Source organism: Pseudomonadota bacterium (assembly GCA_018823285.1).
Classification (GTDB): Bacteria; Desulfobacterota; Desulfobulbia; order Desulfobulbales; family JAGXFP01; genus JAHJIQ01.
This window is the reverse complement of the sequence record JAHJIQ010000002.1, coordinates 1-24,538: the sequence shown is the minus strand read 5'-3', so window position 1 is coordinate 24,538 and position 24,538 is coordinate 1. Positions and strand designations below refer to the sequence as shown.

The 24,538-nt window shown below is 54.3% G+C and carries 29 protein-coding genes; 15 read left to right on the top strand and 14 right to left on the bottom strand.

Annotated features, from left to right (window positions below):
* Positions 1–10: 10 nt before the first annotated feature.
* On the bottom strand, positions 11–250 hold the full coding sequence (locus KKG35_00320; protein MBU1736561.1) for a hypothetical protein: 240 nt from the start codon (positions 248–250) through the stop codon (positions 11–13).
* Positions 251–590: 340 nt separating this feature from the next.
* Between KKG35_00320 and KKG35_00315 the strand changes: the two genes are divergently transcribed.
* Positions 591–1,337 carry an OmpA family protein gene (locus tag KKG35_00315; GenBank protein ID MBU1736560.1) on the top strand — a complete coding sequence of 249 codons (747 nt, stop codon included), beginning with the start codon at positions 591–593 and terminating at the stop codon, positions 1,335–1,337.
* Positions 1,338–1,358: 21 nt separating this feature from the next.
* Here KKG35_00315 and KKG35_00310 read toward each other — a convergent pair whose 3' ends face one another.
* Positions 1,359–2,255: a hypothetical protein gene (locus KKG35_00310; protein MBU1736559.1), complete on the bottom strand. Its 897-nt coding sequence runs from the start codon at positions 2,253–2,255 to the stop codon at positions 1,359–1,361.
* 251 nt (positions 2,256–2,506) lie between these two features.
* Between KKG35_00310 and KKG35_00305 the strand changes: the two genes are divergently transcribed.
* Positions 2,507–2,707: a DUF2065 domain-containing protein gene (locus KKG35_00305; GenBank protein ID MBU1736558.1), complete on the top strand. Its 201-nt coding sequence runs from the start codon at positions 2,507–2,509 to the stop codon at positions 2,705–2,707.
* 53 nt (positions 2,708–2,760) lie between these two features.
* Positions 2,761–3,894 (top strand): tRNA preQ1(34) S-adenosylmethionine ribosyltransferase-isomerase QueA, encoded by a 1,134-nt coding sequence (gene queA, locus KKG35_00300; GenBank protein MBU1736557.1) that lies wholly within the window; start codon positions 2,761–2,763, stop codon positions 3,892–3,894.
* 123 nt (positions 3,895–4,017) lie between these two features.
* Here queA and KKG35_00295 read toward each other — a convergent pair whose 3' ends face one another.
* Positions 4,018–4,284, bottom strand: coding sequence for a zinc ribbon domain-containing protein (locus KKG35_00295; protein ID MBU1736556.1), 267 nt, complete (start codon positions 4,282–4,284; stop codon positions 4,018–4,020).
* 194 nt (positions 4,285–4,478) lie between these two features.
* On the opposite strand from KKG35_00295, the gene KKG35_00290 reads away from it, so the two are divergent.
* From KKG35_00290 to KKG35_00240, 11 genes are all read left to right on the top strand, one after another.
* Entirely contained in the window at positions 4,479–4,787 is a 309-nt protein-coding gene (locus KKG35_00290) for a hypothetical protein (protein ID MBU1736555.1), read from the top strand.
* On the top strand, positions 4,787–5,656 hold the full coding sequence (locus KKG35_00285) for an HDOD domain-containing protein (protein ID MBU1736554.1): 870 nt from the start codon (positions 4,787–4,789) through the stop codon (positions 5,654–5,656). The genes KKG35_00290 and KKG35_00285 overlap by 1 nt, the downstream gene beginning before the upstream one ends.
* 60 nt (positions 5,657–5,716) lie before the next feature.
* The gene (locus tag KKG35_00280; protein ID MBU1736553.1) at positions 5,717–6,664 is read left to right on the top strand and encodes a diguanylate cyclase; all 948 of its coding nucleotides are present in this window, start codon (positions 5,717–5,719) and stop codon (positions 6,662–6,664) included.
* Between the two features lie 627 nt (positions 6,665–7,291).
* Positions 7,292–7,759 carry a MucR family transcriptional regulator gene (locus KKG35_00275; GenBank protein ID MBU1736552.1) on the top strand — a complete coding sequence of 156 codons (468 nt, stop codon included), beginning with the start codon at positions 7,292–7,294 and terminating at the stop codon, positions 7,757–7,759.
* 381 nt (positions 7,760–8,140) lie between these two features.
* A complete protein-coding gene (gene murI, locus KKG35_00270; GenBank protein MBU1736551.1) occupies positions 8,141–8,920 on the top strand; it encodes a glutamate racemase in 780 nt (259 codons plus the stop codon).
* Between the two features lie 101 nt (positions 8,921–9,021).
* Complete coding sequence (locus KKG35_00265; protein MBU1736550.1) at positions 9,022–9,714, top strand: outer membrane lipoprotein carrier protein LolA; 693 nt, start codon at positions 9,022–9,024, stop codon at positions 9,712–9,714.
* Positions 9,704–11,524 (top strand): RiPP maturation radical SAM C-methyltransferase, encoded by a 1,821-nt coding sequence (locus KKG35_00260; protein ID MBU1736549.1) that lies wholly within the window; start codon positions 9,704–9,706, stop codon positions 11,522–11,524. The genes KKG35_00265 and KKG35_00260 overlap by 11 nt, the downstream gene beginning before the upstream one ends.
* A 38-nt stretch (positions 11,525–11,562) precedes the next feature.
* The gene (locus tag KKG35_00255; GenBank protein MBU1736548.1) at positions 11,563–12,072 is read left to right on the top strand and encodes a YfcE family phosphodiesterase; all 510 of its coding nucleotides are present in this window, start codon (positions 11,563–11,565) and stop codon (positions 12,070–12,072) included.
* A gap of 45 nt (positions 12,073–12,117) precedes the next feature.
* Complete coding sequence (gene rpsA, locus KKG35_00250; GenBank protein MBU1736547.1) at positions 12,118–13,311, top strand: 30S ribosomal protein S1; 1,194 nt, start codon at positions 12,118–12,120, stop codon at positions 13,309–13,311.
* 122 nt (positions 13,312–13,433) lie between these two features.
* Positions 13,434–14,435: a hypothetical protein gene (locus KKG35_00245; protein ID MBU1736546.1), complete on the top strand. Its 1,002-nt coding sequence runs from the start codon at positions 13,434–13,436 to the stop codon at positions 14,433–14,435.
* An 11-nt stretch (positions 14,436–14,446) separates the two neighbouring features.
* Positions 14,447–14,734 (top strand): ferredoxin family protein, encoded by a 288-nt coding sequence (locus KKG35_00240; protein MBU1736545.1) that lies wholly within the window; start codon positions 14,447–14,449, stop codon positions 14,732–14,734.
* Between the two features lie 9 nt (positions 14,735–14,743).
* Here KKG35_00240 and KKG35_00235 read toward each other — a convergent pair whose 3' ends face one another.
* The 11 genes from KKG35_00235 to KKG35_00185 form a co-directional block, all read right to left on the bottom strand.
* On the bottom strand, positions 14,744–15,436 hold the full coding sequence (locus KKG35_00235; protein MBU1736544.1) for a DUF2807 domain-containing protein: 693 nt from the start codon (positions 15,434–15,436) through the stop codon (positions 14,744–14,746).
* Between the two features lie 57 nt (positions 15,437–15,493).
* Positions 15,494–16,234: a 23S rRNA (guanosine(2251)-2'-O)-methyltransferase RlmB gene (gene rlmB, locus KKG35_00230; protein ID MBU1736543.1), complete on the bottom strand. Its 741-nt coding sequence runs from the start codon at positions 16,232–16,234 to the stop codon at positions 15,494–15,496.
* A gap of 19 nt (positions 16,235–16,253) precedes the next feature.
* Positions 16,254–16,850 (bottom strand): guanylate kinase, encoded by a 597-nt coding sequence (gene gmk, locus KKG35_00225; GenBank protein ID MBU1736542.1) that lies wholly within the window; start codon positions 16,848–16,850, stop codon positions 16,254–16,256.
* A gap of 4 nt (positions 16,851–16,854) precedes the next feature.
* Positions 16,855–17,127 carry a DUF370 domain-containing protein gene (locus KKG35_00220; protein ID MBU1736541.1) on the bottom strand — a complete coding sequence of 91 codons (273 nt, stop codon included), beginning with the start codon at positions 17,125–17,127 and terminating at the stop codon, positions 16,855–16,857.
* A 13-nt stretch (positions 17,128–17,140) separates the two neighbouring features.
* Positions 17,141–18,028 (bottom strand): YicC family protein, encoded by an 888-nt coding sequence (locus KKG35_00215; GenBank protein ID MBU1736540.1) that lies wholly within the window; start codon positions 18,026–18,028, stop codon positions 17,141–17,143.
* The gene (rfaE1, locus tag KKG35_00210; GenBank protein MBU1736539.1) at positions 18,025–19,002 is read right to left on the bottom strand and encodes a D-glycero-beta-D-manno-heptose-7-phosphate kinase; all 978 of its coding nucleotides are present in this window, start codon (positions 19,000–19,002) and stop codon (positions 18,025–18,027) included. Before rfaE1 ends, KKG35_00215 begins: the two co-directional genes overlap by 4 nt.
* A gap of 22 nt (positions 19,003–19,024) precedes the next feature.
* A complete protein-coding gene (locus KKG35_00205; protein MBU1736538.1) occupies positions 19,025–20,545 on the bottom strand; it encodes a hypothetical protein in 1,521 nt (506 codons plus the stop codon).
* 348 nt (positions 20,546–20,893) lie between these two features.
* Entirely contained in the window at positions 20,894–22,228 is a 1,335-nt protein-coding gene (locus KKG35_00200) for a hypothetical protein (protein MBU1736537.1), read from the bottom strand.
* Between the two features lie 157 nt (positions 22,229–22,385).
* Positions 22,386–23,129 carry a rhodanese gene (locus KKG35_00195; GenBank protein ID MBU1736536.1) on the bottom strand — a complete coding sequence of 248 codons (744 nt, stop codon included), beginning with the start codon at positions 23,127–23,129 and terminating at the stop codon, positions 22,386–22,388.
* Between the two features lie 3 nt (positions 23,130–23,132).
* On the bottom strand, positions 23,133–23,702 hold the full coding sequence (locus KKG35_00190) for a rhodanese-like domain-containing protein (GenBank protein ID MBU1736535.1): 570 nt from the start codon (positions 23,700–23,702) through the stop codon (positions 23,133–23,135).
* Between the two features lie 56 nt (positions 23,703–23,758).
* A complete protein-coding gene (locus KKG35_00185; protein ID MBU1736534.1) occupies positions 23,759–24,148 on the bottom strand; it encodes a response regulator in 390 nt (129 codons plus the stop codon).
* A gap of 186 nt (positions 24,149–24,334) precedes the next feature.
* Here KKG35_00185 and KKG35_00180 point away from each other — a divergent pair.
* A partial coding sequence (locus tag KKG35_00180; GenBank protein MBU1736533.1) for a hypothetical protein occupies positions 24,335–24,538 on the top strand: 204 nt, incomplete at its 3' end.

Here is a 24,538-nt window from a genome sequence, read left to right as displayed (position 1 = left end):
GTCGTCTTATTTACCTGCCCAACAGGGCAGAAGTTAATTTTTTGAAAAGATCAAGCGGACCATTGCTTGACAGTGCGGCGATAAAACAGGTGATGGCCCAGAAACCGGCAAAAATTGCGGTGGCGCCGAGAACGAACAATGTGTAACGGCTCACCGGTTTCTCTTCTTGATCGATTCTGCCGGTTGATCTGAATCCAAACCTCTCTTTTGTTCTGGTGATGGCTTTGGCCTGTTGATCATTTTCGTTCATTTTGTTCCCTTTGCTTGGTTTTGCAGAAATGATAATGCCAGAAGCATGCCAATCAGAATATGTGTAATTAATTCAAGCACATATGCTTTTCCATGGTTTTTGTCTGTGCCAGTTTGACAGGGGGATTTGTCATTTTGACAAATACAAATGGACTTTCAGTGGACGGACATGATTTTTTGGTATCGTCCGGGATGTGTCAGGGGAATGGTAGCCCTTGACATAATTCCGGGTTATTTGTATCTGGTTTTATGATTTTTTTGAGCATGGGGATTTTTTCTGGGCTGCTGTTTGTTTCCAAGTGATGACATTCTGAGAGGGGGGTATGAACGGAGAGTTTGCAGTGAGCGCGAAAGTTGTGGGGTTGGCGTTGACAGTGGTGCTGTTGACGGTCGGCTGTGTCAGTAAATCGCAGCATCAGGAGCTGGTGGGCCGCTATGACAAGCTGACTGCAGAGAAGGCGGCGGCTGAACAGAGTTGCGCAGCCAATATTGCCGGCATGGTCCAGCAGCTTGCAGACCTTGATCTGAAGGCGGAAGGGTTGCAGAAGCAGAATGATGACCTCGCGGTTCGGGTCACGGCCCTGACTGAGCAGGAAGCATTGCTGCAGCAGAAAAAAGCCGAGGCCGAGGAGATGCGGGCTCTTATCGATCGTCTGCAGCTGGATCTCGAAGGTCAGCAGACCGTGATCACCCAGCTGGAAAACACGCTCCGGATTGAAGTGGTGGATAAACTGATGTTTCGATCAGGTTCAGCAAAGGTGACCGGCAGAGGCAGTAAAATACTCGCCGGGATCGTCCCGACTCTGCAGTCTGCAGCCGACAAGGATATCTTTATTGTCGGTCATACCGATGATCTGCCGCCAAGCAGGGAGCTGGCCCAGAAATATCCGTCCAACTGGGAACTTTCCGCGGCCAGGGCGGCCTCGATCGTCCACATCCTGACCTGGCAGCACAAGATCGATCCTGCCAGGATAACGATCCAGGGAGCGGCCCATTATCATCCGATAACGGTTTATGACATGAAAAACAAGGATTTCAGAAAGACCAACCGGGTGGTGGAAATTATCCTGAAGCCCAGGGTGCAATGACCTGATTGGCATAGATTGCGATTATAAGTCCGTCGGCGGAGATTCCTTTTCTACCGACGGACTTTTTTGTGGATCATCCTGCATGGCGGCTTTGATGTTGCCCACAAGATGGCCGGGCAGGGCTACGGCGAACTGAATCCCCAAAGAGACCCAGGGCTCCACCGGTACCCAGCGTAACCCCTCTCCGGCAACATAGGTCATATAGGCGGGATACAGGGTCTTGTAGGCATCCGCTTCCGTTTCAGTCATTTCCCGCTCAATGGTATAGCCGATCGCGTCCCCCGACGCTTTTCCTTCCTGGTATAGGGGCATCAGCGGCAGGATGCGCATTGCTGAATACCATCCCTTGAAGCCGCGGCTGCGACCGACGAAATCCTTGGCGTGGGCCGCTTCATGTAAAGCAACAGCGGCGTGGTCTGAGTAGAGATTGATCGTATTTGTATAGGGATTGTAATTGTCGCCTCCGAAAAGCCGGCCGGGAAATATCGTGTAAAAACTTGTTGCCAGCACCCCAAGGGTAAACCGGAAAAAACCAGGCATGTCGGAGTTGAAAACCAGTCTCTTCCACTCACCCCCCGGAGAATATTGGTTGAGTCTGACCTTCACATTTTTGAGGTCGTTGTCGGCAAGGTACGTTGAGATGGCCTCTTCGGTGGAGGTGGAGATGTGGTGGTTGTCAATATCCCAGTTTAACAAAACAAGTTTGCTTGGGATGGAGAAGAAGTAATGCCCCAGGCCATCAACAATCGCAACCGGCCGTCCCCGCTCGATCTGCGGCTCACTCTCCTGCAGCTCCAGGGTCAGAGGCCCTTCAAGACCTGCTGTGTATTGATAAGGCTTGACCGCGCAGCCCGCAACGGACAAAACGATCAGGATCCACAAGAGGAATTCGGCAGGGAAGGCTTTGGCTGTCTGCATTACAGATACCTCGAAAGGTGAAATTTTCAGGGCGGAAAGGAGAAGTCCCGTCATGTCAATCAAGCTTCGTCAGGAAAAGCATAATAATATCTGGTCTGGAATAACACAAATGATGTATATTCCCCGGTCCTTGAATAGTTGCATGCCCAATCAATCCTCCGGTTTGCCATAGGGTGAGGGCTGCAAAAAAGATTGATCGTTGACCGGAGTAGTGTTCTGATGGGATTAACGAATGTGTTTGGAGGTCTGGAATGAAAACTCTTGTCGCCTTGATCGGTCTGGTTCTTGTTCTGGAAGGTCTGCCGTATGTCGCCTTTCCTGAAGCGATGCAGAACTGGCTACGGCAACTCATCGAAGCCCGGCCGGCCACCCTGCGCTATCTCGGCATGCTGGCGGTTGCCGTGGGATTATTCCTCTGCTACATTTCCCAGCGTACCGGGGTGTTTCACTAAGGCAATTTCTTCCGAGCCAATTGTCTGCCGACTCTGCGCTTGGTTTCGGGAAGATGCGCGGAGCCGTTACCCTAAAAGTCCCGTTTCACATCTCTGCAGGTGACCTCTTGTTTGATCTTGACGACTATGACTATTATCTTCCTCCGGCGCAGATTGCCCAGAAACCTGCCGCCGAACGTGACGAGTCCCGCCTGCTGGTGATGGAACGGTCCACCGGAGACCTTCACGATCGCAGTTTTTCAGATCTTGCTGATCTTTTCAGAGCAGGGGATTTGCTGGTGGTCAATGACACCAGGGTGTTCCCGGCAAGGCTGGAAGGGAAAAAGGAGAGCGGCGGCAGAGTTGAGCTTTTTATTCTGGGATACCCGCTGCTGCTTGAGCAAACGGTAGCCGGGGCGGGGATGGTGCAGGCTGAACTTGTCGGGCTTGTCAAAAGTTCCAAACGCCCGAGGCCGGGAACCAGGCTCCTTTTTGCCGGAGATCTGTCCGGGGAGGTCCTTGAGTGTTTGGGTGATGGGAAAGTGCGGGTGGTTCTTTCCTTTTCAGGCTCCCTGGAAGACAGTCTGGCGCGTCAGGGTAGGATTCCTCTCCCTCCCTACATCCGGCGGGAATCCGGAGATGAGGGCTTTGACCGTGAAAGATACCAGACCGTATATGCGACAAAGACCGGCGCGGTGGCGGCGCCCACTGCAGGACTGCATTTTACTGATGAACTCCTTGGCCGGCTGGCGGACAAAGGCGTGCGGAAGACGGCCATCACCCTGCATGTCGGCTATGGCACCTTTGCTCCGGTGAGGGTGAGCGACATCCGTGAGCACCGGATCCATAAGGAGTTTTTGTCGGTTTCCGCCGAGGCCGCTGCGGCAGTGAATGAAACCCGGGCTGCAGGTGGCCGGGTCTGGGCGGTGGGGACAACTACCGTGCGGGCCCTGGAGAGCGTTGCCGTCCGGCCCGGGGTTGTCAGGGCCTGGGAAGGGGATTGCGGTCTGTATATTTATCCCGGATATCAATTCAAGGTAGTCGACAATCTCATCACCAACTTCCACCTGCCGAAGTCATCACTGCTTTTTCTGGTGAGCGCCCTGACCGGCAAAGAGGCGTTGATGGCCGCCTACACCCATGCGGTGGAGAAGGGCTACCGGTTCTACAGTTACGGTGATGCGATGGCCATTGTTGCCGGGAAGTGATCGGAAGATTCCTGGGTTTTCGAAAGGTTGCGCTTCCCGGGTCGATCTTTCATGGGACAATAAAAAAGCGTTCCGGGAGAGCCCGGAACGCCAGGGTGGTTGAGAATGAGATCAAGGGTCGGATCAGCTGGATTTGCAGGGCGCGGCACTGCTCTCACAGCACGGGGTGGATGAAGCTGCACCACAACCGCTGCTCTTGCATGAGCCGCCGGCAGTGCTGTAGCCATCTGCATACCATCCGCCGCCCTTGAGCTGGAAACTGCTCATCGATATCAGTTTTTTAAGGTCGCCCTTGCAAGCGGGACATACGGCCAGAGGCTCGTCGGCAATGCTTTGCCACACTTCGATGTTTTCATGACAGGATTGGCATTCATACTCATAAACAGGCATCTTGGTAACTCCGTTTCTGATTACGCGAAAAACTTTTTTGACCGGTAACGAGCAGAGGGTCATTCCGGGCAACGTGGAAATTAAACTGAACCGCAACTATAATGTTTCCAGGGCTGGAAGTCAATGTCGAAACCTTCTGGATTAATGGATGACAGGCTGATACAATCAGTGTGCAACTTGTGGAGGAGACTATCGTGCAGGAGATATTGACTGCCCAGGCAGCAGAAGGAATGGTACTCGCGCGTGATGTGATGACCCCGGATGGCCGGGTGCTCTGCGGGAAGGGTACCGCGCTCAGCGACAACCTGATTGAACGTCTGAAGAAAATGGAGATCTCCCATGTCCTGGTGGAGGGGAGACCGGTCGCCGTTGAAGGGGAAAAGAGTCTCGCGGACGAACTTCTGGATATCGACCGGCGATTCCGGAAGGTTGAAGACACCCCGCCTCTGATGTACCTGAAAAAGAAGGTGAAGGAAAAAATGATCGCATCGCGGAGAGGATAATGTCGGCAGACAACAAAGACCATTTCCGGAAAGCCCTGAGAGAGATCAAAAACCTGCCGACTCTGCCGGGCATTGTCGCCAAATTAAGTAAAATGGCCGAGGATCCTGATACCAGCACGGAGCAGATGGGCAAGGTGATCAGCAAGGATCATATCCTTGCGGCCAAACTGTTGAAGCTGGTCAATTCCGCATTCTACGGTTTTCCCCAGCGGATCAGTTCTCTTGACAGCGCCATCATTCTTCTGGGGTTCAATGTCATAAAAAGCCTGATCATCAGTGCCTCGATCTTTGAATTCATGGAAGAACAGGATATCGAATTATGGGAGCATTCCCTGGGGTGTGCGGTGGTCTGCAGCGTGCTTGCGAAAAGGCTCGGGATCAAGGACCCGGAAGAAATCAGCACCGCCGGTCTGATCCATGATATCGGCAAGGTGGCCATTAAAATGGAACTGCCGGATGAATATGAGCGGATCGGCAATATGGTGACGGCGCAGGGGATATCCCGATTTGAAGGAGAGCGGGAGCTTCTCGGCCTTGATCATGCCGAGGCCGGGGGGTGGCTCGCCCGGAGCTGGAATCTGCCGCAGAAACTGGTTGAGCCGATCAGCACCCACCACGACCCGCGAACCGCCAAAGACGAACAGACGGCGAGTGCCATTGTTCATGTCGGCGATATCATCATCAGGGGGATGGGATATGGCCATGCCGGCGATATCTGGGTCCCGCCATTGCAGCAGCGGGCTTGGCGCCTGCTGGAGCTCACCCCGCAGGACCTGGATCTGGTCATTGATGAGGTTGAGGAGAAGCTCTGGGACGTGAAGGGCTTCAGTCTTGAAATCCAGGGGAGCCTGGAGGGTGAGCTCGGGTGATTCCCAACGCGGGTTTCTCAGGATAATGCTCATGGGTGAAATGGGCCGGAGATACGGTCGATGACCAGGATTCTGGTGGCAGCCCGGGAAGGTCTGATTCCGGCAGAGTGCCTTGTTCTTTTGGAGACCAGGGGGTACCAGCCGATATTTCCGGAAAGTCTGAAGGAGACGGTCTCGGTTATCCTTGAAGATCCTCCCGATCTGCTGATTGTTGACATGGCTTTTGCCGGCGGTGGATATCGGGAAGTGATCCGGGTTGCTTCTTCCTGCCTGCAGAAAGCGAACATGCCGATCCTGCTGATCATCAATGACAAGGTGCTTCCCGCAATCAGGTGGGACGAGCTTCCGGTTGATGATATTCTGGTGGAGCCGCTGAATCCGGACGAAGTCGTCTCCCGGATTATGCTCGCTGAATCAAGAATGGCCAGGGTTTTCGACAACAACCCCCTGAGCAAGCTGCCCGGAAACACTTCGATCATCAGAATGATCCAGAAGAATCTTGATTCCGGAAGGAATTACGGGGTCTGCTATCTCGATATTGATAATTTCAAGCCCTATAACGACCGTTATGGTTTTGCCCAGGGAGACGATGTAATCCTGATGGTTGCCCGGCTGATTGTCAATGTCGTCGAAGAGATCGCCAGGGAGGACAGCTTTGTGGGCCATGTGGGGGGCGATGACTATGTGTTCATCGTGCCCCGGGAAAAGGTTGAAAAGGTCTGCGAGCGTCTGCTGGCGAATTTTTCTGTGGTCCGCAACATGTTCCTGAGTGCGGAAGATCTTGAAGCCGGTGCCTTCATCGGTACGGACCGGCTGGGGAAGGAAACCAGATTCGAGCTGCTGAGTATCTCGGTAGCAGTAGTGGTCACCGGAGAGGGCACCGAATTCAGACATTTCGGTGAGGTCGTTGCGGCGGCATCCCAGATCAAGCATTTCGTCAAGAAACAATCGGGCAGTAATTACCTGATTGACCGAAGAAACAGTTATCATCGCAATTCGACACCATAATCACCGGCAGAACATCAAGCGTTTTCCCTTCAATATTGTTTCGTCAAACCAATCTCTGCAGGACCTCCTGCTGTTGCTTTATTCCATTGCATCACGAGAATCTATCTGGAGAGGATGGAAAAGTTTCTTTCCTGAATTGAATTTTTCGAGAAAGTTGAACCGGCTTCAGATGACATGTGAAACTGTGTCGAGATAAAAATAATGATGTGAATCGTTGGTTTCATGGCGCGGGTAATAATGGAAAGATGTGGTTGCTTGCGACAGTGAAGCAGAATTGCCCTGTTTTGTTTTCTGGATTATGGAGAGTTGATGTGGGGGGTGGAATTGATCTGCACGGTTGGTATTGGAATTCGTGATTTAGTTCAGGTAAAGGTGGCGTCTGATACTCTTTCGCCAACAGCAAGAAGGTGCGACAATAAAACCTGGAATCATGAGTTTTGTTCGGTTGTCTTTCCAGGTCGTATTCGATGTGTTTTTGATCATGTGTTATATAAATATCAATTGATCGTATTGTAGTTTTTGTATGAATAGTTATATGATGGTGTAAATATTCTTGCTAATGAAATATTGATGATATATTGTCTGTTCAGGGTAAGGTAATGAATGTATTTATAAAGGAGGTTTGTAATGAGTAAATCGCTCGTCGAGATGGCTGCGGCTATTGTCCAGGCCCAGAGTTCATCAAAGGGAATGAGTACCGAGGAAGTTACAAATGCACTGCAAAGCACTTTCAAGGCTTTGCAGGACCTTCAGGCAAGTGAGACCTTGTCTTCAGAAGTGCCGGGGGGGGAAGGCGGTGCGGGAGCGCCGGTGGTTTCCGCAGAAAAATCCATTCAGAAAAATAAAATTGTCTGTCTGGAATGTGGACAGGAATTCCGGATGCTGTCTCCGAAACATCTCAAATCCCATGGCCTGACCGGGCGTGAGTACCGTTCGAAATACGGCTTCTCCCTTCGCCAGCCGTTGTGTGCAAAATCGCTTTCAGATCGCAGGAAGAAGGCCGGCAAGGCTCGCGGGCTGCCCGAAAATCTGAAGAAGGCGATCGCCAAGCGGAAGAAATCAACCGTACCGAAAGCGGCGCGCAAGAAAAAATAAGTTCTTCGTTGCAGGTTCCGGGAAGCTCCGGAAACGGCTTCATTGCTGTGCAACAAAAAAACAGGGGGGCGTGGATTTACACACCCCCCTGTTTTTATATACGGCAGAAGATGCTGTTCAATGAGCGGTAGCGAAATTAAGAGGTGAGTGGTATCATTTTCAGCTTTCCCGGAAAAGCGTGGTTTCTCCGCATCAGATAAAGCGTGACGAGGGGTCCTGCTGCAGATTTTCCGGAGGACTGGGGAGGCAGCAGGTCTTCGTGCCCCGAATCGGGAAACGGATGAATTATTACCATTGGCCCGGATTTCTGCCGACGGCATAAAGCTCCAGTTGAGCAGTTCGTCTGCTCTTACGAATCTGATCCCCGAAGGGTAAAAATAAATGATTGGCATATTTGATTCAGGCGTAGGGGGGATGACGGTCGCCAGGGCTTTGGAGAATCGATTGCCCGGGGTGCCGTACATTTACTTCGGGGATCTGGCCCGGGCGCCATATGGTCCGAAAAGTCCCGAGACGATAACCGAATACGCCCGGGAGAACACCCGATTCCTGATTGAGCAGGGCGCCAGACTGATTGTGATCGCCTGTAATTCGGCAGCGAGTGTTGCTGCCGATCTGATCAAAGCCGAGTTTCCGGTGCCGGTTTTTGAGGTGATCGGGCCGGCCGTCAAGGAGGCGGTTGCGGCTTCCAGATCCGGAAGAATAGGGGTGATCGGCACCAGGGCAACTGTCCGCAGCAACGTGTACGACCGGAAGATCGCCGCGGCTGCGCCTGAGGCCAGGGTGTTTTCAACCGCCTGTCCCCTGCTGGTGCCCCTGGTTGAAGAGGGGTGGTTCAATCGCCGTGAAACCAAGATGATCGTCCGCAGTTACCTTCATTCTTTAAAGCTGAAGAAGGTTGATACCCTGGTGCTCGGTTGCACCCATTACCCGCTGTTGCGGCAACTCATTCAACCCCGGATCGGGAAAAATGTCCGAATCATAGATTCCTCCGATGCGGTCGCAGCCGAGCTTGCGGATTTCCTCGCGGCCAACCCCTCTCTCGCCGCCAAACTGGAAACCGGGGAAAGCAGCAGATACTACGCGTCCGACATTACAGAGGCCGCCCGCGCGACCGCAAAAAGCATTTTCGGTCGCCGGATAGAAATGATCAAACTCTAGTCGAGCAGGCGAGCTGCTCAACTGGAGCTTTATGCCCCCGGGCGAAAGCGAACCTGCGAGACATCGGGACGTAGACCCGAAGGATGAAAGGACCAATGACAATGGTTAAAAAAATATGCATGATTTGTATCTTTCTTGTCCTGCCCGGTTTTTCTTCGGCCGGGGAGGAGTCTGTTGAAAAACTCACTCCTGAACAGCTGGCCGTAAAGCTGCAGGAAGCATACAGCAGAACAGTTACCTTCCAGGCGGAGTTCAATCAGATTACCACCATCAAGCTCAGTCGCCGGAAAAGAAGCGGCGAGGGAAATCTTCTGATCAGCAAGCCCGGCCTGATGCGCTGGGATTATCTGACCCCGGACAAACAGGTTCTGATCTGCGACGGCAAACTGGTAAAAATGTATTTCGCCAAGGCTGAACAGATGATGATCATCTCGGCCCACGATTACCTGCAGTCCGATGTCACCTACGACTTTTTTGCCGGCAAGGGGGATATTGTCAGGGATTTCGCCGTTGGTCCTCCCGGGGAGGATTTCTGTTGCGGAGAGCCGCCGGATCTGAAGCTGGTCCCGAAGGTCCAGCATCCGCAGGTTGATCATATCTATCTCTGGCTCACCGACGATTTCCTGATCCGCAAGATGCATGTCAACGACCATTACGGCAGCCAGACGGAGCTTGTCTTTACCGGGATCAAACTGAACGAGCATATAGATGCGTCGCGATTCCTGTTTGATCCCCCGGAGGGGACTGAAATCATTGAACAGCTGGCGCCCGAAGATCAAGGCAATGGCAATTGACAAAGCCGCATCCGTTTCGGGCGGCTGCAGTATCGCTCTCGTTTCAATGCCGTGGTCGATTTTCAACCGGCCATCCATCCAGCTCGGGGTGTTGAAGTCCTCTCTTCTGCGCAGCAATCCATCTCTTCCCGTTGACTGTTATCATCATTACCTGCAGACGGCGCAACGTCTCGGCCCGGAAACATACCACTGGCTCACGCTGAGCGGCTGGGCCGGGGAGGCACTCTATGCCCCGATTCTCTTTCCCGACATGGCTCTTCCTGCCGCAGCCCTCTTCGATCGGGAACTGAAAAGGTTTAACCGGGAAAAAGGCACTCCCGGATTTGCCGTTCTGGCGTCTCTGGTGGAGGAAGCGCTCAAGGGCTGGATCGACGCAATTTCCTGGGACCGCTATGGCCTGATAGGATTTTCGGTCTGTTTCAATCAGCTTTTACCTTCACTGGCCGCCGCCCGTTTGATAAAAGAGCGGGCTCCGTCAGTGAAAGTGGTGTTCGGCGGGTCGGCCTGCGGCGGTCAGGCCGGTCTCGATCTTCCGGTCAACTTCAGCCAGATCGATCATGTCGTCAGAGGTGAGGGAGAACTTGCGCTCGTCGAACTGGTGCGGAATTTACAAGGGGGTGACGGGGAGTCGGCAGGTACGGTAATCGACTGCCCGGCGAACATTGACTTGGAGGATTCTCCTCCACCGGATTACGGTGATTATTTCAGGGAAATTTCCCTGGTTTTCCGAAACACGCCGGTCATTCCGGTGGTTCCGGTTGAATTTTCCCGGGGCTGCTGGTGGGGGAAATGCTCTTTCTGCAATTTGAACCTCCAGTGGTGTGGCTATCGGTACAAAAGTGCGGACCGGATGTGCCGGGAGGTGGGTGCGTTTGCAGCTGAATTCGGCACTCTTGACTTTTCCTTTACCGATAATGTCCTGCCGGTTGCGGAGGCGCGAAAATTTTTCCGGCAGATCGCCCGATCGGGCAAGGATTTCGAGTTTTTTGCCGAAATAAGGGCCACCCAGACAGCGGATCTTGCCGGTTACCGGCGCGGAGGGCTGGTCGTCGTCCAGGCCGGGATCGAGGCCTTGAGCACCGGTCTTTTGGCCAGAATGAAGAAGGGCGTGACCGCCATCGAAAATCTGGCGGTGATGAAAGAGGCGCTGAAGCAGGGGGTTGCCCTGGAGGGGAACCTGATCACGGAGTTCCCGACCAGCACCGAACAGGAGGTCGCGGAAACTCTCCATTGCCTGGATTTTGCTCTGCCATTCAAACCATTGACCACGGCTTCCTTTTTTCTCGGGCTCGAGAGCCCGGTGGACCGGTCCCCCGGGGATTTCGGGATCACGGCAGCGGGGCCGCACAGAAATTATTCCCATCTTTACCCTGCGGAGATTCTCCGGCAGCAGGAAATGGTGGTCAAGGATTTTCGCGGCAGTCGGACGTACCAGCGCCGATTGTGGCGACCGGTGGTAAAACGTGTTAAAGAGTGGCAGGATTTTCAGCGGCGGCGCGGGAGTGTCGCGCACCGGTTTCCCCTTTCCTTTCGGGATGGCGGCGAGTTTGTGATCATCCGCCAGGAACAATTGCGCGGTCCGGTTCTGAATCACCGCTTAAAAGGGATGTCGCGCAGGATTTACCTTTTCTGTGAAGAGATCCGTGACCTTTCATCCCTGATCGATCATGTTCCCGGGATCGGGCGGGAGAGTCTGGAGAGATTTCTTGCCGAGATGGTGGACAAGCGGCTGATGTTCCGGGAAGGGGAGAAGGTATTGTCGCTTGCGATTGGAAATAGCAGGAAGTGCAGGGAAGAATCCCTTCCGTAATCAGCCGGTAATGTAATTTGCTCGAATCGGAGGTCTGGATGAGAATAGGAATTGCATCGGACAGTCATGACAACATCGCCAACCTGAGATACACTGTTGATTACTGCAATCATTTCAGTGTATCGGTCTTTATTCATTGCGGGGATCTCATCTCTCCTTTCATGCTCGATGAACTGGCCCGTTTCGGTGGTGCGGTTCACCTGGTGTACGGCAACAATATCGGTGATGTCCATCTGATCTCCCAGGCCTGCGGCACCCGCTTTCCCTCCATCACGCATCATGGAAATCTGGGGGCGGTTGAGGCGGGCGGGCTGAAGATCGCCTTTACCCATTATCCGGAAATGGCCCGCGGGATAGCGGCCCTGCAAAATTTTGACGTGGTATGCTGTGGCCATAATCATCGCTATAAGGTAGAAGAGAGAGGAACAACGCTCCTGATCAATCCGGGAGAATTACTTGGAAAGGACGATTCACCGGGTTTCTGCATCCTGGAAACCCTCGACCGGCAGGTTGAACGGGTGTACGTGGGCAAGGTCGCCGGTATTTGAGCGGGTTATTATTTATTGACAACAGCTTCATCAAAAAAACGAGACATGATTATGGAAAATTCCGGTAAGGAAAAGAGTTTTGCGGAGATGATGGATGCGGGGTTTTCCACCCCTGAATATTTCGAACCGGGCCAGCAGGTCGAGGCCAGGGTTGTGAGAATAACCGACAAAAATGTCTTTCTGGACGTCGGCGCGAAGAGCGAAGGCTATGCCGCCCGTGCTGAATTTGTTGACGAAAACGGCGAGACGACCGTCAAGGAAGGGGAGAAGATCAAGGTCTATTTCCTTTCCACGGTACATGGCGAAATGCAGTTCACCGTGAGCATTGGCGGCGGTTCTGCGGCCCAGGCCCATCTTGAGGAGGCCTATGCCGGCAGGATTCCGGTCAGTGGCCGGGTCGAAAAAGAGATCAAGGGGGGATTTCAGGTCAATCTTGCCGGCAAGGTCCGCGCCTTCTGCCCCTATTCGCAGATGGACCGGCGGAGAGTGGAGGATCCGGAGGCCCTGGTCGGGAAGGAGTTTTCCTTCCTGATCACCCAGTACGAGGAGAGCGGCCGGAACATCATCCTTTCCAGGCGCGAGCTTCTTGAAGAAGAGGGCCGCCGGCAGATGGACGAACTTCGGGAAACCCTTAAGGTCGGTTCCGTGGTCAGAGGGAAGATCACTTCCCTCCGGGAGTTCGGGGCCTTTGTCGATATCGGCGGGATTGAAGGACTGCTGCCGATATCCGAGATCGGCTGGGGGCGGGTCGAGGATATCAATTCCCGGCTGGAAGTCGGCCAGCAGGTCGAAGTGGCAGTCCTGAAGCTCGACTGGGACAACGAACGTTTCTCTTTCAGCCTCAAGGAAACCCTGCCGGACCCGTGGCAGAAAGCGGTCGGCAAATTCCCGGTGGGGACTTTTCACCGCGGCCGGGTTGACCGGCTGATGCCTTTCGGGGCGTTTGTCAATCTGGCAGAAGGGGTCGATGGACTGCTGCACATCTCCGGTCTGGCCGGCGGGCGCCGGATCAATCATCCCCGGGAAGTGGTGTCCGAAGGAGAGACTGTTGAGGTGCGTATTGATTCCGTCGATCAGGAGCAGCGCCGGATTTCGCTCACCCTGGCCGCGGCGGTCAAGGAGGTTGAAGAAGAGGCAAAAGAGGTGGAGGAAGTACGGGATTTCATCCGCAAAACCGACAGCCAGGCCTCAGGTTCCATGGGAACCCTTGGTGATCTGTTGAAAAAGAAGCTGAAATGAACGACAATCTTTTTCCCATGGTTCCTCCCCGGGAAAACGCGCCCTGTTGAGGCAACGAAACTCCGCCGGCGGCGGAGTTCGAACGCGCCGGGTACACGGTAAACCGCTTTGTCGGAAAGTTTATGGAAACTTCCGTCGGGCCGGTGCCGCAGGTGGGCAGCACTCTCGGCTGGGTCGACTCTCTTGGTCTCATCAGGGCGAGAATGGGGTTCTTCCGGGAGTCGTATCGGATTTCCCCGGGGCTTTACTGTGTCGGCGAACCGGATGCGAACTCTCCGGTTCTGGTGAGCGCCAATTACAAGCTTACTTTTGATACCCTGCGGGGGGCTCTTGCCGGGCAGAGCGTGTGGATTCTGGCCCTTGATACCAGAGGGGTCAATGTCTGGTGCGCGGCCGCGCATAACACCTTCGGCACCGCAGAGCTTGTCAACAGGGTTCGACTCACTCAGTTGGCGAAGCTCGTCACTCACCGGAAGCTGATTGTTCCCCAGCTCGGCGCGCCCGGTGTTTCGGCGGCGAAAGTCCTGAAAGGGTGCGGTTTTGAAGTCGTCTGGGGGCCGATCAGGGCAGCAGATATTCGCGGTTTTATCGCCGCAGGGCAGAAGGCCTCGCCGGAGATGCGCAAGGTCTCCTTTGCTCTGCCGGAAAGGATTGTTCTTTCGCCGGTGGAACTCACTCTTTCGATCAAACCCGCCCTTGTTGCTCTGGGGGTGATTTTTGTCCTGTCCGGGATCGGGCCGGATCTCTTTTCCCCGGCTGTTGCCTGGCAGCGTCTATGGCCGGCAGCGTTGTCTCTGTTGGCGGGTCTTTTAACCGGTGCGGTTCTGGTCCCCATCTTTCTGCCCTGGGTCCCGTTCAGGATGTTTTATCTGAAAGGGTTGCTGGCGGCTCTTCCTGTGGCAGCCGGGATCATTGCTCTTTTTGAGGCTGGGAATCCGGTCGAGGAGGCGGCGCTCTTTCTCCTGTGCCTTGTAGTATCTTCCTTTGCGGCCATGAACTATACCGGTGCGACACCGTATGCATCACCATCAGGAGTCGAGAAAGAAATGCGTTCCGCCATTCCGGTGCAGATTCTGATGATCCTTGGCGCGGCCGGGCTGTGGCTCACCGCGCCATTTCTGTGAACAGGGAATCTATGCAAGGTTTCAGGTATATTGAGGGAGTCGTTACCCTGCAGCTGACTGATAAGTTGTGCGTAGGCTGCGGGATGTGCGAAATCGTCTGCCCGCATACGGTGTTTGCGGTTTCCGGCGGCAAGGCGGCGCTTCTCGATCCAGACGGGTGCATGGAATGCGGCGCCTGCGCGAACAATTGCCCTACCGGGGCCCTGGCGGTGAACCCCGGTGTAGGCTGTGCCTCTTATATTATCCAGAAGTGGTGGATGAAAATTACCGGTAAAACCGGTGAGATCAAATGCTGTTGAGCGGGAGCATCAGTCCATCTTGATCAGCTCGCCGACCCCGACGATATCCTTGACAATCTTCTTCGGATTGCCGAAATAGTTCACATCGGCGACCCCGACAATACTCACATTCAGCTCTTCGGTGGCGTGGACATTGACCGTGCTGCTGCCGGCGAGATGGAGCGTAGCTTTTTCGGACTTCAGGAACTGGGCTGCCAGGTCGCCGGACCCGGAGATCTCGGCATCAAATTTTCCGGTATGGCCCGCCAGTTCGATGTCCCCGGCCCCTCCCTGTACCAGGGAGAAGCTCTGGTTATTAATCCCTGAAACCTTGATATTGTCGGAACCCGAGGAAGCCAGAGCCTGCAGGTTGGCAACCGAGATCTCAATGGTAATCTCATTTTCAGTGCAGATGGATTTCGCGGGATATATTAAAAGTCTGTTTCCCTGAGAAGACGTGGTAATCAGGGGCAGCAGGTTTTCATCGGCGGTGATTTTGACTTTCTGCTTTGCCTCACCGGCGGTGACGATTACGGTGAAGGCCCCGGAAAAATCGAGGATGTCGAACTTCGGCAGGTCCCGCTCCGTGCTTTTCATCTTGTTGTTCCCACGTTCGCACTCACTGTACACCTGTGAGGAGAAGGCAAAACAGTTCCCGGCCATCAGGCCGGCCAGCAGAAGAATAATGGCAGTCAGGAATGCGCCCGGTCTTTCGTTCTTCATTGTCATCTCCCTCGTACGATTGATGTTCAATTGGCATCATTTTTCATTGAGCTCATACTAGTAATTTTTCTGCTGTCTGACAATTTCAAAAATTACAATCCCGGCAGCGACTGATGCGTTCAGTGATTCAATCGTCCCGGACATGGGGATTTTGACCAGCTGGTCGCAGTTTTTTTTCACCAGCGGCCTGATCCCTTTGCCTTCGGAGCCGATGACCAGACAGCTCGGGCCGGTGAAGTCGGTCTCGTAGATGGTCTTGTCGGCATGGCCGTCTGCCCCGAAAATCCAGTAACCGGCGTCCTTTAAGGTCTGGAGGGAGGTTGCGAGGTTGGTCACCTGGCAGATCCTGATGTGGGACAGGGCGCCTGCCGCTACTTTGGCCACGGTCCCGGTTATGGTTGCGGAGCGGTCTTTGGGAATGAGCAATCCACCGCATCCGGCTGCGGCGGCGGAACGAATAATCGCTCCGAGATTATGCGGGTCCTGAATGGAGTCGAGGGCTACCAGAAAACCTGATGCGGGGAGATCTTCAAGGAGATCACCAAGCTCAGCAAACCGGAATTCATGCAGTCTGGCGACCACGCCCTGATGGTTCGGGTTCTCTTCGCCGGGGACGACGATTTTCGCGGTCTGGTGGATCCTGATCCGGTTTTTTGCCGCCAGTTCAGTCAGCTTGCGAATATTTTCCGATTTTCCCGGGGTCTGGATGGTGATTTCACTGACCATCTCCGGCCGGTCGCGAAGAAGCTCGGTCACCGGGTGGATTCCCCAGATCAGGGTGTGGTTTGCAGGAGGCATGGCGGCTGTTTCTCGTCGTTTATGGCAGAAAATGTCCGGAAAGATCTCTTCTGTTCCGGCTTCTCTCGGACAGGATGACGGCCCGGACCATCGTGACGGCTTCTTCCAGCGTGTCGTTGACAATGTAATGGTCGTAATTTCCGGCCTCGGCCATTTCCCGGTGGGCATTGGTGAGCCGGAGGCGGATGGTCTCTTCCGAGTCGGTGGCGCGGCCGGTCAGTCTTTTTTCCAGCTCGGCGAGGGACGGAGGGGCGATGAAAATCGACCGGGCGGAGAGGGTGCCGAGCGCTCTGACCTGTCTGGCTCCCTGGGTGTCGATGTCAAGGATCACATCCACCCCTGTGTCGAGCTGTTTCCTGACCGCCTCGATACTGGTGCCGTAAAGATTGCCATGAACTTCAGCCCATTCCAGAAAGGCGTTCCGGTCGCGGAGCCGGCAGAAGGTGTCGCGATCGACAAAATGATAGTCTTTGCCGTCGACCTCTCCCCTTCGCGGGGGCCTGGTGGTGTGGGAAACGGAAAAAGTGATGGCCGGCAAATCGGCGAGCACCCGTTTAAGAATAGTGGTCTTGCCGGCGCCTGAAGGAGCCGAGATGATAAACAGGCTGCCGCTCACGCTCTCATTCTCCTTCGGGGGCCGGGTCGTTGATGGTGGCCGGGGTGAATCGCTGGATGATGGTTTCGGGCTGGACCGAGGAGAGGATCACGTGGTTGCTGTCGAGAATGATGATGGATCTGGTCTTTCTCCCTTCGGTGACATCGATCAGCCTTTTCTGATCCCGGGCCTCCGAACGCAGTTTTTTCATCGGAGATGATTTCGGGTGGACGACCGCCACCACCCTCCCGGCGACGACGGAATTGCCAAAACCGATGTTGATTAACCGCTGGTCCATTGCAATGCTCCTTTTATTCCAGATTCTGAACCTGTTCCCGCATTTTTTCCAGTTCGTTTTTCAGCTCCACCGAAAGATGGGCGATTTCGGCGTTGGCGATCTTTGAGGCCATGGTATTGGTTTCCCGCAAAAATTCCTGGATCAGAAAATCGAGGCGGCGGCCGATCGGTTCATCGAGATCAAAAAACCCGGTGAACTGGTCAATATGGCTGCGAAGCCGGACCAGTTCCTCGGTAACGTCGAGTTTGTCCGCCATGATTGCGACTTCCTGGGCAAGACGGGCCGGATCAATCTCTAGCTTGTCCAGCAGGACCGCCAGTCGTTCCCTGAGGGTGGTTTCTTTTTCCCGGAGCAATTCCGGAACCATTTTTTCTACGGTATCGGCCGCCTTTGAGAAAGTAACAAGTCGATCGATAAGGTCTTTTCGAAGGTTTGCGCCTTCGTTCGCCCGCATGTCCTCGGCATTGGCAAGCGCCTCGCGCAGGGCCGGGCTGATGGCGGAGTCCCATATCCGGTCGAGGTCTTCGGTGGTGTCCTCGGGGACGATAAGGTCCCGGTTGGCAAGGAGGAGGGCGAGATCAACGTTTCCCTCAAGATGCAGCGCCGAAGAAATTTCATTCATGCACGTGAGATACTGTCTGGCGAGTTCGATGTCGGTTTTGAGGTGCATGGTTGCCGCGGCGGAACCGTTGCAGCTGATCGTGACTTCCACGTGCCCCCGGGAGTAGCAGGATTCAACCTCTTTTTTTATTTTCTCCTCCAGAGCACCATAATTTCTCGGAATTCTGATCTTGATGTCGCAGAATCGGTGGTTGACGGACTTGATCTCGGCAATCCAGGTCCGGTTTTCGTGGCAGCACTCGCCTCTGCCGAACGCGGTCATGCTCAAAGGTCTTTTCATGATAATGCTCCGGTAATTTCTTCGGGGGAGACGGTGGCCGTTCCCAGCTTGCCTACCACGATCCCGGCGGCCTGGTTTGCCAGAATCGACGCTTCGACAAATGTAAGCCCCGCCGCAAGGCCAAGGGCGAGGGTGGCGACCACCGTGTCGCCGGCGCCGGTGACGTCAAAGACTTCCCGGGCAACGGTGGGGATGATAAAGGGATCCCGGTCCTGTTCAAAAAGGGCCATGCCGGCCTCACCCCGGGTAATGAGAAGCGCGTGGGCCCGGGTTTTTTCGAAGATGAGGGAGGCAGCCCGGTTGAGATCCTCCTCGTTTCTGATCTCGATGCCGCTCATCAGTTCCGCTTCGTGATTGTTCGGGGTGAGAATGGTCGCGCCGGTGAATCTTTCGATATCCTTGGGTTTGGGGTCGACGATCACCGGGATAGTGGTCTGGAAAGAGAGCTTCTTCATCAGGTGGGACATCATTTCGCCATTGATCATGCCCTTGTTGTAGTCGGAAATCACCACCGCCTGAAACGAGGTCAGGTTCCGGTCGATGTATTCAAGAATCGCGGCGCTGATTTCTGAGGGAAAGGGGCCGGTCTTTTCCCGGTCGAAACGAACCACCTGCTGGTGCTGGGCGATGATCCTGGTTTTTTTGGTCGTCGGCCGGTCGGCCGACCTGATGACCCCATCGGTGGGGGAGTTGGTATTTTCCAGAAGTTCCAGAAGATGAGTGCCCATAATGTCCTTCCCGATCACCCCGCAAAGGGAGGCGTTACCCCCGAGGGCGTGTATATTGTTCAGGACGTTTGCGGCGCCGCCGAGCAGCAGGTTTTCATGGTTGACGTTGACCACTGGAACCGGGGCTTCCGGGGAGATTCTGCTCACCGAACCCCAGATAAAATGGTCGATGATGATGTCGCCGATCACCAGAATCTTCACTTTCGGGAATCTGGCAAGGGCTGCATTGAGTTTTTCGGTCGACAGGTTTTTCAAGATGATTCTTCCTTCACAGGTGGTTGTTTATGGTTTCCGCTGTTTTGTCGGCAAGCCCATCGATGTCGGCAAGGAACTTCGGGGGTGGATCAGGCACCGGGATGACCAGGTTTCTGCCGCCTTCCGGCGGGGACCAGCGCTCAAGAAATCTGGAATTCCGGTACCCGGCAAAAACCGTCACCGAGGGCGTGGATACGGCTGTGGCCAAATGCTGGCCGCTTGAATCATATCCGAGATAGCAATCGGCCCCGGCGATCAGGGCGGCCAGGGAGCCGAGGGAAGTGCAGGCTCCGATTATCCCGTGTTTGAATTCCGGGTTAAAACCGGCCATCTCCCGGTCATTGGTGCGGGCGATGGCGTACCCGGCATGAGACGCCTTGGCCAGCAGTTTTTCCGTCCTGCTTTTTTCCTCTGAACCACAGCCCATGTCAAGGATAATTATGCAATTTTCTCTGGTCAGAAGGCGGTCCAGTATTCTTTCTTCAAACGGGTCAGCGACCTGCTTTCTTTCATCACCGCCGACCCCGAAATTGGCGATCAGAATATGCTTGCACCCGTTATTTCTCAGCGTGGCGAGAAAAGAATCGGCCGCGGATATCTTCTCGCGACCGGGTGACACGGCTGGGGAAAGGTGGGGTCCTTTTCCCAGCAGCAGATCGAGCCACTGATTGGTGATTGCCGAAAGTGATCCTTTCCGGCTTCCGGATTTCATGGAACGGGAAGGGAAATGGCAGGTCCTGAACTCGGCGCTCAGCGGGACCAGTCCCAACTGGCTCAGACGGGAATCGGGGTCGAAAATCATCGCTTCATCCGGACCGAGTCCGGAGGTGATGTTCCTTACACTTTCAATCAGGCGCGGCCAGAAAAGAATACGATCCATCAGGCTCCCGTGTCTTCTGACTTCAAACAGATGATGGTTGATCCTCGGGATGGCGGAGAATATTTCGCCAAGGTGGCCGGGACCGATGAGGGTGATTTCTGCCTCTGGGAAAAATGCAAGTAGCCTGCGGGCCAGAATCGAAGTGATGACAATGTCGGCGCCGGCGGATACCCTGGAAGGAATCACAATTCGCCGGACGGTCTTTTGCAAGCGGGCGGGAATGAAGGCCGGAGGGGTTATCTTCTGCCATCTTTGCAGCAGGTCATTTCCGCTATGAAGCCCTATCTCATTGAGAAGGCGGTCCATGGTCCCGTTCGGGGAAATTCTTCTGGTAAAGCTTATCAGATGGGCCAGCGCCCGGTTGGCGTTCCGGGTCCCTGAATCAGAAAAATCGTCACAGAAGCCCTCAATGAGATTGCGGTACAGGCTGGTCACGGCAGTTTCCGAGACGGTCCGGCTGTCTGCGATCGCCAAGGTGCAAAGCAGATCAAGGAAAACCGGCTCTCCCGGTCTGTCGTAAGTGGTAGACGCGAGGTATGCCTGTGCCGCCTGATTTGCCAGGCGGCTCGGTGAAACCGGCAGAGAGCCTCCTGCGGTAAGATTTTGCAGGACCTGTCCGGCCTCCTGGATATCGAGAGAATCAGGTGTATTCAAGTTTGCGGGCCCGGGAAAATGAGTAAAAAAGTATTATAGACTCCAGGGGATGTCCGGGCAAGAGGATTCCTGATGTGCAGGCAGATGGCGGGGATTCATGATGAAAAAAAAGCCGGACGGTAAACAGCAACCGGCCGGCCTGAACATGCATAGCGAAACATATTCCCCGCAGCATGCTGCGGGGTTAGTGAGCGAATCTGATGTAAGTAACCTTCCATCCGGAGATTCCCCGTGGCTCGTCGTCGCACTCCGTTTGCTTATCTGCCGCGGGGAGCTTCAATTCGCTAGAGCCCATTCGAAGGCTGTCAGGAGATCTCCTCCAGATCAAAGCTGGGCAAAGCAGGGGATTTATTTTTCTTCAATCTGCAGCAGCGCACCATCATCGATGGTTACCATGGCGTCCAGATAGCGGTTTTTCACCCCGTCCCGTTTGAGGATGTTATGGGCCATTTCCGCTCTGGTTCCGGTGTTGCAGAACAGGATGAGCTCCTTGCTGCTGCCCATGAGGGCAACCCGCTCGGAGATGACATCAACCGGAATGTTCAAGGTGCCTTTCAGCTTGTTTTCCGCGAATTCATCCGGATTTCTGACATCAACCAGAATGACATCCGGAGACATTCCCGCCGCCGCCTTTTTGAACTCTTCGATGGAGATGGTCCCTTCTTTCGGCTTCGGCACATAGTGGATGGTTTTTCCGGTCGGGCCGGTGGCGACCTGATGGCCAAGAGCTTTCCACCCTGAGAAACTGAGCGGCAGGACTCTGATGCCGGTATATCCCCACGAAACCAGCTGTTCAGCGCCATTCTTGCTGCCGGGTCCATACAGGATGATCGGGGCGTTTTTCCGGGCCGGGAAAAGGTCCCTGCTCTTTTCGAGATCCGCCAGGGGAATGTTGACGGCGCCGTTGATGTGACCGGAGACAACCTCGGCGGCAGGGCGGAGATCGATCAGGACATGGGGAATATCCTTTTCAATGGCCATCCGCAGCCAGTCTGCGGAGACCATGCTGTATTCGCTCTTTGACCATTCCGGGAAGCCGCCGGCAAAGATCTTTACATCGGTGAACCCCAGGGCCTTTGTTCCCAGCGCGGCAGTCGGGGAGAGGCAGCCTCCGACGCCATAGTAGATAATGGGGGTTGTGCGGTCTTCGGGCAGGTTTTTCTTGAACTTGTCAAAGGCCGGGGCAGGCATCATCATCGCCCCGGGAATATGCCCCATGCTGTACACCTCCGGCGGCCGCACGTCATAGACCTTGGCATTCTGATTTTTACGGAGCTTATTGAATTCATCCTTGGTGATGAAATCCTCCTTGCTCAGCGCCTCGACCTTCATGATGTCGAAACGGATGATTTCCGTGGCGATCTTCTGCCCGTCCTTTTCGACAAAATTGATCTGGAAACCTTTATTCACATAGTTTCGGATATCGGCAAAGTCGTTGACGTATTTCACTTTCGTATCATCGGTGAATCTGACCACCTCCTTGTGGGACATGAAATCCATCTGCAGGGTTTTTGATTTCAGGGCGATGCTCTCCAGGAAGCCCATCATCACACCGGGCGCTGGTTGGTGGCAGGAGCCGCAGAGTTTGGCCATCGGCACTTTCGGTTCCTCTTCGGCGAAGGCGGTCTGGGCAATGATCAGTGTGGAGGCAAGTAGGAGTGTCAGGATCGCGGTCCTTCTCATTTTGTTCACCCGTAGATTTATTTAATGGGGGGGGTAAAAACCGGCCGGCCGTTTCTGATGCAAACGGCCGGCCGTAAGGCACATCGATTATAACGTAAAACATTTTTCAAGAAGAATAAATCTTATACATTGCCACATTCTGAAAAATGGGCGGCGCTTATTCCCCTATTTCACACTTGCCATCCTCGCAGGTGACATCGGCGACCAGAAATTTCGCATTGAGTTTTGCGCTTTTCAGGGTCTCAAAAGCCATCTCCGCTCTGGCCCCGGTTGAGCAGTGGATCAGAATGGTTTTGTCCTTCGGCAATTCGCCGATTCTCTTTTCGAGTGCGTCCAGCGGGATATTGATCGAGCCGGGGAACATTCCGCCGCCGGTTTCATCGGGCCCCCTGACGTCAAGGATCACACTGGCGCTGTCTGTTCCCGAAACCGCCTTTTCGAAATCGGCTACGCTGACTTCATCCTTGCCGAGTTTACGGACCCAGTTGATTTCTGTTGCTGCGGGGCCCGTGGCAAGCTCTTTGCCGTCTGCCTGCCAGCCGCCGAGACCATCGGTCATCAGCGCGACCGACTTGAACCCCCAGCCCTTGATGATCTTTCTCGCCTTCAGCGGATCATCGCCGTCTCCGCACAGGACAATGGGCGCCGACTTGTTGGCGGGGAAGTCTTCTTCGGCGTCAGCCAGCGCCGCCATGGGGATGTTCACTGCTCTCGGGATATGGCCTGCAGCAACTTCCGCCTCTTTTCTGAGGTCAACGAGAACGATGTTGCCCGTTTCCACGAACTTGTTGTTCACGACCAGGGGGTTGCCCGCTTTCTGCCAGCCCGGGGTTCCGACAAGCATTACTTTCACGTTTTTGAAGCCGAGTTTAACTGCCATACTGGCAGTTTGAGGACTCATGCCTCAGGTGACCCCTCCGCAGTAGAAGATGAGCTGGATGTCTTTATTGTCCATCGGCATCAGTTCCCCGCCTTTCTCCTCCATCATCTTGACCGGGATGGAATGAGCGGTCGGGATGTGTCCATTGGCATAGGCGCCGGCAGGTCTGGCATCGATAAGCATGTAATTGCCTTTCTTCGGTCCCATGGCAACAAGCTCGGCAAGTCCTTCAGGCTGGATTTCTCCTACACCCTCCGGGGCTGTGGCAAGCTTTGGTTTGATCACGGTTGCGATTCTGTCATCGCCGACCTTGTTGAATTTGACGATGGCCGCTTCACCTTTTTCGGCAAATTCCATGCCTTTGGTGGCGTCATCAAATTTCACCGTCACCGGTCCTTTCTTGGTTTCAATGGTAATGCTTTTCGCTTTCTTGGAGACGCCCAGCACCTTGCCCTTGAGGACGTTGTCCTCTTTGGCCGCGACGGCGGGTTTGGCGTCACCACCTTCCGCACTGCTTAAGGCTGGCACTCCGGTAGTGAGCATGACCGCCATGACCAGCAGCGGTATTCTCAGCAGGATTTTTTTGTTGAGCATGGATTTTCCTCCTTCTGGTGAATGTTTATGAAGTAGCCTTCGTTTTGAAATATCAATTATTGCCCGTCGTTTTCCAGCGCCCGGTCCAGACATTTCATCAATTCATCCGACTCAAATGGGGAGTGGAGAATCGAGGTGCAGCCGTTTTCTCTGAGGCTCACGATGTCCTGTTCACTGCCATAGGGGATGATGGCCATCACCGGGACCGGCCGGTAATTTCTGCGGAGCAGTGACATCACCTTCTTCCCGTCGAGACCGGACTTCTGCAGACAGGAGATGACCGCATCGATGTTTGTTCCCGCGCCGGGATTATAGCTCATGCTCTTCATGATCAAGGCGGCATCATCGCCTGCGATCACCTGATAATCAGCCTGTCTGAGCATCAGGGTGAGCACCCTCTCCAGGCCGTTATCATCAACCAGCAGCAGAATGTTCTTCTTTTTCATGACATCGTGATAAGCAATGTATGTGCCGGGTGGTGTGTTTTAGACATAACATATTGAAATTAAAGAGTATTTGTAAAAAGTGGCGGCGGATTTCGCAGCGGAGGGGTGCAAATTAATTTGCCGGTCGGGGTTCTCCCGGTTGAGGCGCCGGATGGCAGGGATGCGGGGCAGGTGTCACATTGTGGAATGAAAAGTATCTTGCACCTCTTTGCCTTCATTTGCGGCAGGTTGCAACCCCACATTTTAAACCTCAACTTTCTGAGTTTGGATAATCTTCCGATAATAAAAGGGTTTTGGCGATTTGTTCGAGCCTTTGTTCCACAAGAAGCCAGAAGCCAGGAGTCAGAAGCCAGGAGAAAAGCTTTAAAATCAGTCATTCTGGCTCCTGGC